The sequence below is a fragment of the Mariniflexile maritimum genome (assembly GCF_009746565.1).
GTDB lineage: Bacteria > Bacteroidota > Bacteroidia > Flavobacteriales > Flavobacteriaceae > Mariniflexile > Mariniflexile maritimum.
The window spans coordinates 33,191-48,264 of the sequence record NZ_WRPN01000001.1 but is presented as its reverse complement, the minus strand read 5'-3'; the positions used below and the strand labels follow the sequence as shown (position 1 = coordinate 48,264).

General features: G+C 39.2%; 12 protein-coding genes. 3 read left to right on the top strand and 9 right to left on the bottom strand.

All coding sequences use genetic code 11. The annotated features are described in order from the left end of the window. Positions 1-95: 95 nt before the first annotated feature. The 3 genes from GQO80_RS00215 to tilS form a co-directional block, all read right to left on the bottom strand. Positions 96-1,055, bottom strand: coding sequence for a YheT family hydrolase (locus GQO80_RS00215; RefSeq protein WP_157206191.1), 960 nt, complete (start codon positions 1,053-1,055; stop codon positions 96-98). 94 nt (positions 1,056-1,149) lie between these two features. After that, entirely contained in the window at positions 1,150-2,775 is a 1,626-nt protein-coding gene (gene ade, locus GQO80_RS00210) for an adenine deaminase (protein WP_157206190.1), read from the bottom strand. Between the two features lie 49 nt (positions 2,776-2,824). Beyond that, positions 2,825-4,135, bottom strand: a complete 1,311-nt coding sequence (gene tilS, locus GQO80_RS00205; RefSeq protein WP_157206189.1) for a tRNA lysidine(34) synthetase TilS — start codon at positions 4,133-4,135, stop codon at positions 2,825-2,827. Positions 4,136-4,371: 236 nt separating this feature from the next. On the opposite strand from tilS, the gene GQO80_RS00200 reads away from it, so the two are divergent. Then, positions 4,372-5,064, top strand: coding sequence for a hypothetical protein (locus GQO80_RS00200; RefSeq protein ID WP_157206188.1), 693 nt, complete (start codon positions 4,372-4,374; stop codon positions 5,062-5,064). Here the strand turns inward: GQO80_RS00200 and GQO80_RS00195 are convergent. Then, positions 5,061-6,374 carry an anthranilate synthase component I family protein gene (locus GQO80_RS00195; protein ID WP_157206187.1) on the bottom strand — a complete coding sequence of 438 codons (1,314 nt, stop codon included), beginning with the start codon at positions 6,372-6,374 and terminating at the stop codon, positions 5,061-5,063. The genes GQO80_RS00200 and GQO80_RS00195 overlap by 4 nt on opposite strands. 74 nt (positions 6,375-6,448) lie before the next feature. On the opposite strand from GQO80_RS00195, the gene GQO80_RS00190 reads away from it, so the two are divergent. Next, complete coding sequence (locus tag GQO80_RS00190; RefSeq protein WP_157206186.1) at positions 6,449-7,336, top strand: aldose 1-epimerase family protein; 888 nt, start codon at positions 6,449-6,451, stop codon at positions 7,334-7,336. A gap of 41 nt (positions 7,337-7,377) precedes the next feature. Beyond that, entirely contained in the window at positions 7,378-8,721 is a 1,344-nt protein-coding gene (locus tag GQO80_RS00185) for a DEAD/DEAH box helicase (RefSeq protein WP_157206185.1), read from the top strand. 44 nt (positions 8,722-8,765) lie between these two features. On the opposite strand, the gene GQO80_RS00180 is transcribed toward GQO80_RS00185, so the two are convergent. The 5 genes from GQO80_RS00180 to GQO80_RS00160 all read right to left on the bottom strand — a co-directional run bounded on the left by GQO80_RS00180 (position 8,766) and on the right by GQO80_RS00160 (position 15,071). Then, a complete protein-coding gene (locus GQO80_RS00180; RefSeq protein WP_157206184.1) occupies positions 8,766-9,578 on the bottom strand; it encodes an alpha/beta hydrolase in 813 nt (270 codons plus the stop codon). Positions 9,579-9,705: 127 nt separating this feature from the next. After that, positions 9,706-9,933 (bottom strand): DUF3820 family protein, encoded by a 228-nt coding sequence (locus tag GQO80_RS00175; RefSeq protein WP_157206183.1) that lies wholly within the window; start codon positions 9,931-9,933, stop codon positions 9,706-9,708. Further along, entirely contained in the window at positions 9,933-11,861 is a 1,929-nt protein-coding gene (locus GQO80_RS00170) for a LysM peptidoglycan-binding domain-containing protein (protein WP_157206182.1), read from the bottom strand. The genes GQO80_RS00175 and GQO80_RS00170 overlap by 1 nt, the downstream gene beginning before the upstream one ends. A 241-nt stretch (positions 11,862-12,102) precedes the next feature. Beyond that, positions 12,103-13,638 carry a glutamine-hydrolyzing GMP synthase gene (guaA, locus tag GQO80_RS00165; protein WP_157206181.1) on the bottom strand — a complete coding sequence of 512 codons (1,536 nt, stop codon included), beginning with the start codon at positions 13,636-13,638 and terminating at the stop codon, positions 12,103-12,105. Positions 13,639-13,700: 62 nt separating this feature from the next. Beyond that, positions 13,701-15,071 carry a pyridoxal phosphate-dependent decarboxylase family protein gene (locus GQO80_RS00160; protein WP_157206180.1) on the bottom strand — a complete coding sequence of 457 codons (1,371 nt, stop codon included), beginning with the start codon at positions 15,069-15,071 and terminating at the stop codon, positions 13,701-13,703. Positions 15,072-15,074: the final 3 nt, after the last annotated feature.

Sequence of the window (15,074 nt, the reverse complement as noted above, 5' to 3'; positions counted from 1 at the left end):
TTTATTTTGTTCAAAAATAATTCTTATTTCATTAATTAGCTTCTTCATTTTAAAAAATAACGTGCCGTTTAGTTACAATTTATAAAATTAATTAGCTACGCGTGTTCCTTTATAAATTCTAAAGCCCTTTTTTCGTTATAATAACAGTTATGCTTAGCGATAAAACCCATGTGGCCGCCATGTTTGGGCATTTCCAAATAAAGATTTGGGTTGTTTTTGGCTTCTTTTACGGGGTAACATTCGGGCGATAAAAACGAATCGTTAAGCGCATTGATTATGAGGGTGGGCGTTTTTATATTTGGAAGAAATTGTAGGCTACTGCAGGCTTCATAATAAGCCTCGGCGTTTTTAAACCCATGGGCTTTGGCGGTGTAAACATTATCAAAATCGTACAAGGTTTTTATGGAAGCAATGGCTTCAGCACTCAATTCGTTAGTGAACTTTTTTTGCTTAATTTTTAACCTGTTTACCAAATGCCGCTTGAAACGGTCGTGGAACAATGTGTTTTTGAAAGCATGTAATTCTTTGGCAGAACCGTACAAATAACAAGGCACGGAAACGGCAATGGCTGCCTTTATTTCTTGCGGAAGGTTGTTGCGCTCGCCCAAATATTTTAAAATTAGGTTACCGCCCAAACTGATGCCTTTTAAGTAAATTTTTGAATAGTTTTTGTTAGAGATGGCATGGGTTACCACCGCTTCCAAATCGTCGGTAGCTCCAGAGTGGTAACTACGGTACAATAAATTATCTTCACCGCTACACCCTCTAAAATTAACACAAACAGCATCAACCCCATTCCCATTAAACAATTTGGCTGCAGCAGTAACATACGGACGTTGCGCATGACCTTCTAAACCATGAAGCAGAATGATGAGTTCGGTTGCTTTTTCTTTTGAAAAACTCCAGTCCAAATCCAGAAAATCGCCATCGCTTAACGTGATGCGCTCCCGCACTTGTTGTAACGCCACCTTACGGAATAAACCTGAATACACGGTAGCAACAAAACCGTTTTTAAAAAAGAAAGGAGGCTTGTAAGTAGAATCTAGAATGGGCATTATTTAGTGGACAGTTTCAGTCTTGGTTTTCAGTTGGGTTAGCACTCATTTTTTCGTTTTTCACTTTCAATTTTTTATGCTTCATTTTTCATTATTAATTATCAACGGCCAACGCCGTAAATTTAAAATCTTTGCCGTTAAAAAGGCCTTTATCGCTTAGTTTTAATGCTGGAATAACCAACAATGCCATAAACGACAAGGTCATGTAAGGTGCGTTTAAGTGGCTTCCCAATTGTTTTGCCATCTGGTCCAATGCAGCATAGTGTTTTCCAACGGTTTCACCATCTTGATCGCTCATAATTCCTGCAACTGGCAATGGCAATATTTTTTCTTTTGAATTGGAAACCGCACAAATACCGCCTTTGGCTTCAATCAATAAATTAACCGCTTTGCAGATAGCGTCATCGGAAACACCCACAGCAATAATATTGTGCGAGTCGTGAGCAACCGACGATGCGATGGCACCTTCCTTCAATCCAAAATTTTTAATAAAGGCCATGGCTGGTTTTTGATTTTTATAGCGATTAACGACCGTTATTTTTAAAATATCCTTTTCGGGGTTTGAAATGCTATTGCCATCTTCAATAAAAGCCGCTTCAATCAATTCATTGGTCACCAACTGCCCTTCCAAGGCTTCAATAACCCTTATTTTTTTTGCTGAAGATGCTACTCTAAAATCGGCAACATTTTTTTTATTGCAGTTGAAATTATTCAGATTTTTAAAAGGAACCTGCTTGATTAACGACCTACCGTTATCGAACACCAAAGCCCCGTTTATATAGGTTTGAAGGGTTTTGAAGTGTATTAAATCTTCTACCACAATACAATCGGCAGCATCGCCTATTTGTAACAATCCCACATTCAAATTATAATGTTTTACGGGGTTGACGCACGCCATTTGCAACACCTTAAACACGTCGATACCTTTGGAAATGGCGCGTGCACACAGATTGTTGATGTGATGCAGCAGTAAATCGTCTGGGTGTTTATCGTCGCTGCAAAGCATCATGTTTTCAAAATGTTCTGGCGCTAAATCGATTAAGGCCTCAAAATTTTTAGCGGCACTTCCTTCCCTAATCAGGATTTTCATGCCTTTTTGCAACTTCTCCAGGGCTTCATCATAAGTAAAACATTCATGGTCGGTTGTGATACCTGCCTTGATGTATTTTGAGATGGCATCGCCCCGTAACCCTGGCGCATGCCCATCAACCGGCTTATTGTAGTGTTTTGCCCACGCTATTTTTTTTAGCACCTCGGCATCGTTAAAAAGCACGCCCGGGTAATTCATCATTTCCGTTAAATAGCTAATATTCGGGTTTTGAAGAAGTAATTTTATAGCTTCGGAATCCAAAACAGCTCCGGCCGACTCAAACGTAGTGGCAGGCACACAGGAAGGGGCTCCAAAATTGAATTTAAACGGTACTTTTTTGCCGTTTTCAATCATAAATTCCACGCCTTTTACACCCAGCACATTGGCAATTTCGTGCGGGTCGGAAACCGTTGCCACCGTACCATGCCTTACTGCCAAACGCGCAAATTCACTGGGCACCAGCATAGAGCTCTCAATATGGATATGCGCATCAACAAAACCGGGAAGAATGTAAGCTTCAATGGCATGTTGTTTTTCAATGATGTTTGCTATTTTGCCGTTTTCAAAGGTTACTTCGCCCTTAAAAATGCGTTTGTTGGGTATATCGACTATGTTGCCTTGTAGTTTCAAATTGTTGTTTTAGTAGATGAGACACTCCGACTGTGCGCAGTGAAACAATTTATTTCAATTCAATTTTTAATATCTGTTTAGTATGTTCAGTAACCCGAAATCTATTATCTGCGCGTTTGCCAATAACCCAAACTATGGCAGTTTGCGTGCATAACAACCACGTATTTTCCTTATCCAGTAACGAAAATTTTTCGTCCTTGAAATATTTGCTCAATTTCTTTTTACCGGTCATACCTGCGGGGTAAAACACGTCGCCTTTCTGCCATTTTCGGATGGTTAACGGAAAACGCAATGCTTCTTTATCAACAAAAATAAGCGATTTGCCGGTTTCCGCCACCGCATCCACTTCAGATAAAAATAAGGTACCAAAAGGAGTATCAATAAAGTCATCCGCTTCAAAAACGGTCATGGTTTCCGCTATTTCTTTAGGGCGTTCGCTTAGCAATAAATAGTTTCTATCCTTAATCAATCGCCATGTTTCCGAAAATACTTGTTTTCCAGATTGGGCGTTCAATAAATTGGCCACATCGTTCCATTCGGTAAATCCATACGCTTTAAGCAATTCAAAAAGATAGGCTTTTGGATTGTTCAACTTTTTAAATTCTGAAATTTTGAATTTAATTTGATGGTTATCCAATGTTTCTACAGCGCGGTCTGAAACTTTTTTTATGCTTTCATTTACAATGGAAGCCGTATCGTTCAAGTTATTCATGGTATTTTGAAAACTGAGCAACAAACTTGGATTGATCTGTTTTAAAACAGGAATCACATCGTGCCGTAATTTGTTACGCACATATTTGGTGGAAGCGTTGCTAGTATCATCGCGCCAAGTAAAATGGGATTTTTTAGCAAAGGCCTCGATAGTTTCCCTGGAAAAAGGCAACAGGGGACGAACCAATTTACCCTGAACCTCTGGAATACCGGTTAAGCCCTCCAAACCCGTTCCGCGAGTCAAGTTTATTAAAAAGGTTTCCAGATTGTCGTCTGCATGGTGAGCGGTTAAAACATAGTCGAAATGAAGTTGTTCGGCCAGTGCTTCAAACCAGTCGTACCGCAATTTACGTGCTGCCATTTGAATGGACAGTTTCTGTTCCTCAGCAAAAATGTTCGTATCAAAACTTTCAACAAAAACCTCTAAATCCAGGTCTTCTGCCAGTTGCAGCACAAAATGTTCATCGGCATCACTTTCGTTTCCGCGCAGGTTAAAATTACAGTGCGCCAAGGCCATTTTAAAGCCCATGTTATGGCATAACCTAGCTAAAACCACGCTATCCATACCGCCAGAAATGGCAATAAGCAGTTTGCTTTTTTTAAGAAAAGGCAGCTTCGCGTTTATATGGTCTTGAAAGGCGTTTTGCATCCTTCAAAGTTAAGGTTTATTTTAATGTTGAAACAGCGTTGGATGAACAAAGTTAAAAGTTAGAAGTAAAAGTTAGAAGTTAGAGGTTGAACTTTTTTGTGTACTAACAAAAGGGTGAATTGTATTTTGTAAACCTACAATATCTACTCTACTTTGCACATCGTAATTCGTAAATCGTCACACATTATTCAATAAAAATTTTGTAAATTTAGAAATGTAATGCAAAATCATAAATTATGAGCTCAACCGATAAATTAAACCAAAAAGAAACACAAGCTGCGTTTGATAAAAAGGTGGTCGCCGTGTCGCAACAACTGCATCCTTATATAAAAAACCGACTTTATATTGCAGAATCAATGGGCATTATACCAAAAAATATGTACGATTCCATGGGGGTTATTGATGAAAGCATTGCGAAATTTTACGAAAACGGTTTTGATATTGATATGACACCGAATGCCTTAAAATTGAAGCTGTTCAAATATGCCGACGATGAACTGAATGTTCTTTTTAAAAAAGAAGCATTCCATAAAAATACGGTAAGTACCCATGAAATTTTAGAAGAGGAATTGGATGCTCTGGAAGAAAAATATACCATTGACGATGGTTTTGATTTTGTAATGAATGAGGAACTAAACGATATTTCATACCAACAAGACCATAAGCACAAGCACTTATTTTTATATGATGAGGCCGACAATACCTTTTTATCGGCTTTTGAAATTGAAGATTTATCAAAAAACAAATCAAGATCCCTTTTAGGAAGCCTTTACAGTTGGTTGCCCTTAAATGTATCGAGCATTATTGATTTAATGGTATTTGGAAAATTAAGTTTTGAAGACATAGCCAAGGTAAAATCGATGGAAGTAAAACGTGTTGAATTTATTTATGAAGAGGTAAAAAACAAATTCAAGGACCATTTAGATTAATCTTCCAAAACCTGGCGCATCGCCTTGGCTTTTAACAAACACTCCTCGTACTCTTTTAATGGGTCGCTTTTTGCGGTAATGGCACTGCCCACGGAAAACGACACATAGCGACGCGTTTGGTTGTACAAAATACTGCGTATAACCACATTAAAATCAAAATCGCCCGAAGGCGTAAAATAACCTACCGCCCCAGAATAGAGTCCGCGTTTGGTTTCTTCCAGGGCTTCAATAATTTTCATGGCCGCTATTTTTGGAGCACCCGTCATGCTGCCCATAGGGAACGTGGTTTTTATAACCTCTATGGGGTTGGTTCCGTTAGCAACTTCGGAGGTGATGGTAGAAATCATATGGTGCACTTGGCTAAAGGTGTAAATTTGGCACAGTTCCGCCACGGCAACTGTACCTTTTTGGGCGGTTTTTGCCAAATCGTTCCGCACCAAATCTACAATCATAATGTTTTCGCTGCGTTCTTTACTGCTTTGTTGCAAATCGTGTTTTAACTTTGCGTCTTCTTTTTTATTTGAAGAACGCTTCGCAGTGCCTTTAATGGGTTGCGAAATGATGGTGTTTCCTTGCTTTTTCAAATAGCGTTCTGGGGAAGCCGACAATAAAAATTTGTCGCTACATTTTAGAAAGGTTGCAAACGGCGGATTAGAAATAGCGTTGAGCTTATTGTAGGTTTCCAACGGATTGATGGCAGTGTTTTCGGCATAAAACTCCTGACAAAAATTAGCTTCATAAATATCGCCCCGATGGATGTGAGCGAGCATGTAGTTAATTTTTTCAAAGTAATCGTCTTTGTGAATACGGAGCTTGATTTTAATATCATTCGAGACCTTTCTACTGCGCTCAGGGCGCCTTTTCAGTTCGAGGGAAATCGATTTTAAATCACTTTCAAATTCATTGGCAACGCCATTCAAATACTGTATTTCAACATGATTTCCTCTAAAAAAAAAGAGTTTTTTGGGTTGAAAGAAGTATAAATCAGGAAACTGAAGGCCTTCGAAATTTTGGGATGTTAAGTGTTCAACGGCATTTTTTAAATCGTAGGTCAAATAACCAAAAATCCAATCGTTCGTCGTGGTTTGGTATGCTTTTAATTGTTCAAAAGCTTGTGTGAAATCGGTTTTGATACGTGTAGAAGCATCCACCGCCAAAACCGCATCGTAGTTGGAATAGGCTTGTTTGTCGCCATAACTCTCAGGATTGGAATCCAACCAAACAACATCATCAAACTGTTGTGCCCATTGCAAGAGCTGTAGCTTAAATATTTTGGTATCGTTTGTTGTATGGTTAAATGTTGTTCTCAATTTTAAAATTTAAAGCGTAAAGTTAGTTAGTTTCCCTAAAAATTCACAAGTTTTGTATTTTTAAAACAACCGTTATGCACACCCTAGAAAACAATCAACTTAAAATAGCGATCCATACCGTAGGAGCCGAATTATGCAAAATTACATCGGTTGCAACAGGAACCAATTTTATGTGGCATGCCGACCCAACAATTTGGGGAAGCTTCGCCCCTAACCTGTTCCCTATTATTGGTGCTTTAAAAAACGACACTTATGTTTTTGACAATCAACCATATAACTTACCAAAGCATGGTTTTGTTCGCAACAACAATGCCATGGTATTGCACGACCAAACCCCGGATAGTTTAACCTTCCGACTCTCTTATAGTGATGAAACCTTAAAAATATATCCATTCAAATTTGAATTTTTCATCACATATACGCTTACCAATAATTGTATTGAAGTGCTGCATACCATTAAAAACAGAGATAGCAAACCCCTGTACTTTTCACTTGGTGGGCACCCTGCTTTTAAATGTCCGGTATTTGAAGATGAAGCTTACGAAGATTACTCATTGGAATTTGAACATACCGAAACCTCTCAATCACATCTTATCAATATGGCCAATGGACTTATTTCATCTAAAACAAAACCTATTTTAAACAACACCAATAGTTTGCCGTTAACACACGAGCTATTTAATGCCGACGCCCTAATTTTTAAAGACTTACGTTCTAAAAAGGTCACTTTAAAAAGTAAAAAACACGGACACATCCTTTCGGTACACTATCCCGATTTTCCCTATTTGGGTATTTGGGCAAAACCCTCTGGCAACTATGTGTGTATTGAACCTTGGTTGGGAATTGCCGATAATGAAAATACCGATCAAGAGTTCACAACCAAAGAGGGCATTATAAAATTGGCGGTCAATAGCACCTTTAAGGCAAGCTATACCATTGAAATAGGGACACCTTGCCCCTGAATAGAATAATAAATGTAACTTTGCAAGCTTAAACAACAATCGTGACCTTTCAAGACCTAAACCTAAATACGCCTTTGTACAATGCCCTAACCGATTTAGGCTTTACAACACCTACGCCCATACAAGCCGAAGCATTTAATGTAGTGGCCTCGGGAACCGATATGGTTGGGATAGCACAGACCGGTACGGGCAAGACTTTTGCCTACATGTTGCCAATTTTAAAAAACCTTCCATTTTCCAAACAGGAAAGTCCGCGCATACTCGTTTTGGTACCTACGCGCGAACTGGTGGTACAGGTAGTTGAGGAAGTTGAAAAACTAACCAAATACATCAATACGCGGGTGTTGGGAGTGTATGGCGGCACCAATATCAATACCCAAAAACAAGCGGTAGCCAATGGCGTTGATATTTTAGTAGCAACCCCGGGGCGTGTTTATGACCTGGCATTAAGCCGCGTACTGCAATTAAAAACCATACAAAAACTGGTGATAGATGAAGTTGATGTGATGCTCGATTTAGGGTTTAGGCACCAACTAATCAATATTTTCGATTTCTTGCCCGAAAAACGCCAAAACATCATGTTTTCGGCAACCATGACAGAAGATGTAGATGTATTGATTTCTGATTTTTTTAAAAATCCAGAGCGCGTTTCCATTGCCGTTTCCGGAACACCGCTTGAAAATATTTCGCAAGTTCGGTACAATGTTCCTAATTTTTACACCAAGGTTAATTTACTGAAACATCTTTTAAGCAACGCAGAAATATTTACAAAAGTACTGGTATTTGTATCCAACAAAAACATGGCAGACCGCTTATTTGATAATTTAGATAGCACGTTTCATGACGAATTGTGCGTGATACACTCCAACAAGACCCAAAATTACCGTTTACGCAGTATTGAACAATTTAGAAATGGCGTTAACCGTATTTTAGTGGCCACCGATGTTATGGCACGTGGTTTGGATATTGAGAATATTTCGCACGTAATTAATTTCGATACGCCCCATTACCCAGAAAACTATATGCACCGCATAGGTAGAACCGGACGTGCCGAACGCAAAGGGGATGCTATTTTATTTTCTACGGAAAATGAACAAGAATCGGTTGAAAAAATAGAGGGCTTAATGCACATGGCCATTCGCTTACTGGAACTTCCTGATGCGGTTGAAGTATCAACCGATTTGATTGAAGAGGAACGTCCGCAAATAAAAGAACGCAACAACCCTGCAAAGCGCGATGACGCTATTGGTGCAGCCTTCCATAAGAAAAAAGAAAAGAACCAAAAAGAAAACTTGGGCGGTTCGTATAAGTTTAAAATAGCCGCCAAATACAAAAAACCTAAAACACGCGGCGATAAAAATTATAATAAACGGAACAAGAGATAACTAGCCGCTTCGCATCAAAATAGGTTTAAAATCTTTTTGATTTTTTATTCGTTTAAAGTCCAAATAAGTGCTTTTTCCTTTGTTGCCCTAAATATGGTATTATGCTTTTCTTGGGGCTCGTTGGAATAGTTCCATTGTAGATTTTTTGGCGCATTTTTTTGAAGCGTTTTCTCCAAACTTTTGGTGGACACAGAAATATCTTCTGCGCTCGAACCCGCAAACCACAGTTTAATATCTTGCTTAGGAAAATCAGTTAATAAAGCATCGGCATTTTTTGTTAAATACTGGTTGTTCCACCAAAGGGAAGGGTCCATGGCGATATAAAAATTGAAGGTTTCGGGTTTTAAGAAAAAAGTTTCCATAACAAAAAGTCCTGCCAACGATTCTCCTATAATGCCTTTTTTGCTTTGGGTTCTGTATTTTTTGTTTATTTCAGGAATTAACTCTTCTGCAATAAAGGCCCTAAAATCTTTGGCACCATCGGTTACTGGACAAAATTGCTTATCGTACTCTGCTTCCGAAAAACCGGTTAAGTCTCTACCGCGTTGGGTATTTTCAATCCCAACCAATATAAATGGTGGTATCTTTTTTTCTTCCAACAAGGTTGTCAAGGTATTTGCGATATGCGGAAAATCCTCTTTAATACCACCATCGGGCATATATAAAACAGGGAAGGTTTCGGTTGATTGTTCATACTGGGGCGGCGTCCAAACATTAATGATGCGCTCTTCATTTACGAATTCCGACTTTATAACTAAGCGATCGTGTTTTGGCACCGGGTCGGAATAGACCATTTTATTGGTTTTACAGCTTATTGCCAACAGGCCAACAAATAAATAAAAACTTATTTTCTTCATCTTTTTATGTAAATTATAACTGTAATTGGGTTGCACATTTAGTGAAAAGAACAACGACCATTTACTTTTTTTAGTTCCAAATGCAAAAGCACTAAAACCTAAAAAATAATAACGCAAAATAAAAAAATTATTTAGGATATTGCTTTTTAATATTCCGAATCAAATCTTCCAAACCATTTAATTTCAGTTCGTAAACCTGTTTGAGCATATCGCCCAATCTGCCTTTGGGAAAGCCTTTTTGCTGGTACCACACCACGTAATATTCGGGTAAATCAATTAAATAGCGGTCTTTGTACTTGCCAAAAGGCATTTTGGTATGGGCAAGGTCGATTAAAAATTGCTGGTCTGGTAACATTATTTTACCTCCACAATTGCTAAATCCTCATATTTTACCAAATATACCGCATCGTTGTAATAGCCACCTAGCAATTTCTTTTTATAGGCAAATTTGTTTTCGACATATTCGGTAAGGGGCGATTTATTCACCGATTGGTATAGATTTTCAGAAGACACCAAACGCAGTACCACGTCCATCGTTAAGTCAAATCCTTTTATGGCCCGCTTGTTTGGGGTGGTACTGAAAGTTTTTGTATAATTTTTTACAAAGGTGTTACCACCTACTTCATTATAGTTTTTTGTAGCAGATGCAAAATGGAACTGCAATTTTGATAATTGGGCGTTTGAAACCTGATCGCTTTCAAAAGCGGGATTAAAATTGGTGGTTACCAAAATTATTTCAATCACATCTGGGTTATCGGCATCTGCACTTTTTTGGTTCAAGGAAGCCAGTACACTAATAACGTTGGAAGCAAATCCTTTGTTTTGGGTTTCTAAAAACACGTAGTTTTTGCCGGGTTTCAAGCTACCCCGTATATCATCAACATACAGATAGTTAATGTCCTTTCCTTCTTTGTTTTTTCTGGAATAAACAGTTTTAGCCGAACTAAATTCCGTTTTAAGTTCGTTCACTATATCGATATTTTTGGTATCGGAAACAATGAGCACATTTTTATTGGAGGCATCGTTTTTTATATAATTCACAATTTTTGTTTTCAGCAAATCATCGGATGGTCTGGATTGAAAAACGTTTTCGTACAAGTTTAAGTTGGTTCCTATTGGAGAAATTACGGGTATATTGTAGTTTTTTAATGCCACGGCGGCGGCTTCAAAGGTTTCGGGAGTTAATGGCCCAATAACCGCATCAACATTTTTAAAATTGTTATCGCGGATAATTCTTGCAACTTCACTAACTTGGTATTGGGTATCATAAACATCGACATTAAGTGAAATGCCCAAAGTTTTTAAGGAATCCAAAGCTGTTAGAACGCCTGTATAAAAATCAAGCGATGCATCGAGGTATGGGTCTTTTTTTATGCTATTTCTAATATCGGGAACCGAGTCAAAATTTACCCTGTTCATTCGGAAGGGCAGCATAATGGCGATATGTTTGGTCTCAAAATTTGTAATGCTATGGGTTAAGTTCGATTTTTTGGTCACTTCTTCCCCAATGGCATCTTTATTATTTGAAAACGGAATTTTTAGCACCATGCCATCTTTTAAACCTGTTTCTTTCAGTTCGGGGTTTAAGGCTTCAAGTGTTGCCTGGTCTAGGCCTAATTTTATCTTCAAACGGTAAAAGCCTTCTTTGGGCAACACACTGTAATAGCTGTATTTTTCATCAATTTCCTTCACCTTTTCACCATCCAGATTTGGTACATTTATCTGTTGGCCATCCTGCAAAGTATCGCCCAAACCTGGGTTCAGTGCTTCCAGTTCCTGTACGGTAATGCCAAATTTGTACGCAACGCGCCATTTACCCTCTTTTGGCTGTACGGTATATGTTTTGGTTGCGGCCCTTGGTTCTTCCTTTGTGATCGTAAATAGGGGTATTTGCAGCTTGTCCCCTTTTTGTAAGGTGTTGGCATACAAAAATGTGTTGTACTTTTTCAGGTCGTCTTCGGTAACGTCATACTGTTTGGCAATGCTGTACAAGGTTTCCTTTTTACTGGTTTTATGTTCTTTAAATCCTTCTAATTTTTTAGTGGGAACTCCTTTAGGTTTTGTTGCTTTTGAAATGGGAATGATTAAAATGGTATTCGGTTTTAATTCTTTTTTAGCATCGGGATTGATGTTGTATATATCTGAAATTGTAACGCCATATTGATCGGCAATACCCGTAATGGTTTCCCCTTTTTTAACCTGATGTGTGCTGAAATTTTGTGCCTTAACGGAAGAAAAACCAAGGGCCAAAAACAAAATTGATACTAAGAATAATCTATTCATGTTGTTGATTTGTAATGGATAAATATAATAAAACACCACTAATTTTAATTGATATACGTTATTTTTTATGTTAAGGACGGTTGTCTTAAAATAAATTCAGTAGTAACAAAGCATGTTTTGTGCCAAAATAAAAGTAGGGCATTAAAAATAGATTCGTGCTTATGGACGGTTCTCGGGCATAAAACTGGTTATCCTGAGATTTCTGTCTGGTTTTTTATGGAGTGGCAACCAAGGCAGGACGTTATTCCCACTCAATGGTTGCCGGGGGTTTTGAACTGATGTCGTACACCACCCTATTAACGCCTTTTACTTTATTGATAATGTCGTTTGATGTTTTTTGCAGAAATCCGTAAGGTAAATTTACCCAATCGGCCGTCATGCCATCGGTACTTTCCACGGCTCTTAGTGCTACACATTTTTCGTAAGTACGCTCATCGCCCATAACGCCCACACTGTTTACGGGCAACAACATGGCGCCTGCTTGCCAAACTTTGTCGTACAAGCCCCATGCCTTCAACCCATCAATAAAAATGGCATCTACTTCTTGTAGAATACGCACTTTTTCGGGCGTAATATCGCCCAAAATACGAATCCCTAGCCCAGGCCCAGGAAATGGATGGCGCCCCAAAAGTTCGGGGTCTATGCCCAAAGTGGCACCTACGCGACGTACTTCATCTTTAAAAATGGCACGCAGGGGTTCTACAATTTTAAGTTTCATAAAATCGGGCAACCCACCCACGTTATGATGACTTTTTATAGTTGCCGATGGCCCACCAGTTGCCGAGACACTTTCAATCACATCGGGATAAATGGTACCTTGTGCCAACCATTTTACATCGGTTAGTTTGTGGGCTTCATCATCAAAAACTTCAATAAAGGCATTTCCAATGGCTTTACGCTTTAATTCTGGGTCTTCAATACCTTTTAAAGCATCCATAAACCGTTGTGATGCATCAACGCCTTTCACATTCAGTCCCATACCTTTATATTGGTTCAAAACATTTTGAAATTCGTTTTTACGAAGCAGCCCATTGTTCACAAAAATACAGTACAGGTTTTTACCAATGGCTTTATTTAAAAGTACGGCGGCAACGGTAGAATCCACTCCGCCCGATAAGCCCAAAACCACTTTATCGTTTCCTACTTTTTCTTGAATGGCGGCAACGGTTTCCTCAATAAACGAATCGGGTGTCCAATCTTGGTGAAGGCCTGCTATACTTACCAAAAAGTTTTCCAAAATTTGTTTTCCGTCGGTTGAATGATAAACTTCTGGATGAAACTGAATGGCATAGGTTTCTTCTCCGTCAATTCGATATGCGGCATTTTCAACATCGTGCGTACTTGCTATCAAAACGCCGTTTGTTGGTAAATTTTTAATGGTATCGCTATGGCTCATCCAGACTTGGCTCCCGGTATGGACATGCGCAAAGAAAGGTTCATTTTTTTTGATGAACGATAAATTGGCTCGACCATACTCGCGTGTATTGGATGGTGCCACATTGCCCCCAAAAAAATGCGCCAAATATTGGGCACCGTAACATACTGCCAATAGTGGTTTTTTACCGCGAATTTGGCTTAAATCTGGGTGCAAGGCCTCATTGCCCCTAACGGAAAAGGGACTTCCCGAAAGAATTACGGCTTTGTACTCCTGTAAATTTGTTGGAATTTTGTTGAATGGATGAATTTCGGAATAAATGTTGAGTTCCCTAACCCGACGTGCAATAAGCTGTGTGTATTGCGATCCGAAGTCTAAAATAAGTACCTTGTCATGTTGCATGCGCAAAAATAGGAATTGATTTTTGATTGACGAATTACGCTCTACAATTTTTTAATTAATTTTTAGCGCATGGAATTTAAAATCATTTGAATGTCTTTTTTGGTAGTGTCTGGGTTGATGAAGCAAAACCGCGAAACAGTTTCAAACGTGTTACCTGTTTTCCATTTGGTTGGGGTTACCAAAGCGAATCCCTTTAAATGGTTTTCATGCGTCCAATGTGTATAATCTTCTGGTTTCCAACCTATTCGTCGGTATAATACGCACGATAAACTAGGGGCTCTAACCAATTCCACATGGGGCGTTTCCTCAATTAACTTTCCTGCAATTTGCGCTAATTCCAAACCACGTTCCACGGCTTGCTTATAGCGTTTTGTACCGTGCATGGCCAATGAAAACCATAAAGGCAACCCACGAACACGACGGGTTAACTGTATTTGATAGTCGGATGGATTAAAGCCAAGGGCACTTTCGTCTTTAAAAATATCGAGGTACGAACCTTCTTGGGCATGCGCTTTTCGGGCCAAATCTGGGTTTTTATAAATAACCGCCCCACAATCGTAAGGTGAAAACATCCATTTATGCGGGTCGATGGTGATGCTATCGGCCTTTTCAATGCCATCGAACAAGTGACGCACCGAATTGGCAACCAAAGCGCCACCCCCATAAGCGGCATCAACATGAAACCACAGGTTTTCTTTTTTGCATACTTCAGCAATCCCAAGCAAATCGTCTATAATACCCGCATTTGTTGTGCCTCCAGTAGCCACAACCGCAAATAAGCGTTTCCGTTGGCTCGCTTCTAAACTAGCAATGGTTTTTTGCAATGCAGGACCCAATAATTTGTCTTCCGTATCCACCAATAGCACATCCACATCAATAACCTTGGCCATGGCCTTTATGGAAGAATGGGCGCCAATTGAGGTAATAATAAGCCCTTTTTCAGCTTGATAAATGTGGTTTTCGCGCCAATGCTCGCGAGCCGTTACCATAGCCGACAGGTTAGCTGCTGTACCACCGCTGGTAAAAACCCCAAAAGCACCTTCTGGCAGGCCTGTTAGGGACACAATCCATCTCATGGCTTCATTTTCACAAAAAATACCGCCGGCACCTTCCATCCAATAAGCACCGTGTATGCTTGATGCCGATGTAACCAAATCGAACATAATGGCGGCTCTTGTTGGCGATGCGGGCACAAAAGCCAAATGCCGCGGATGGTCTATCGATACATTGGCTTTCATAAGGTGTTTTTTCCAAAGGTTAAAGGCAAACTCGCCTCCTATGCCTTTTTCGGTTATGGTCTCGCCTACCAAGGCCTTCAGTTCCTTTTCACTTTTAGGCTTCCCTATTTTATGTTTTTTTGACGACAATCTATCGATAACATATTTCATGATATCCATAGACATTTCAACCAATTGGATGTCTGCTTTGTGCATAAA

Coding starts and splice junctions, on each gene's coding strand:
- GQO80_RS00215 (WP_157206191.1), bottom strand. CDS start 1,055: ATGCCCATTCTAGATTCTACTTACAAGCCTCCTTTCTTTTTTAAAAAC.
- GQO80_RS00175 (WP_157206183.1), bottom strand. CDS start 9,933: ATGTTACCAGACCAGCAATTTTTAATCGACCTTGCCCATACCAAAATG.
- tilS (WP_157206189.1), bottom strand. CDS start 4,135: ATGCAAAACGCCTTTCAAGACCATATAAACGCGAAGCTGCCTTTTCTT.
- guaA (WP_157206181.1), bottom strand. CDS start 13,638: ATGCAACATGACAAGGTACTTATTTTAGACTTCGGATCGCAATACACA.
- GQO80_RS00200 (WP_157206188.1), top strand. CDS start 4,372: ATGAGCTCAACCGATAAATTAAACCAAAAAGAAACACAAGCTGCGTTT.
- GQO80_RS00180 (WP_157206184.1), bottom strand. CDS start 9,578: ATGAAGAAAATAAGTTTTTATTTATTTGTTGGCCTGTTGGCAATAAGC.
- GQO80_RS00170 (WP_157206182.1), bottom strand. CDS start 11,861: ATGAATAGATTATTCTTAGTATCAATTTTGTTTTTGGCCCTTGGTTTT.
- GQO80_RS00160 (WP_157206180.1), bottom strand. CDS start 15,071: ATGCACAAAGCAGACATCCAATTGGTTGAAATGTCTATGGATATCATG.
- GQO80_RS00190 (WP_157206186.1), top strand. CDS start 6,449: ATGCACACCCTAGAAAACAATCAACTTAAAATAGCGATCCATACCGTA.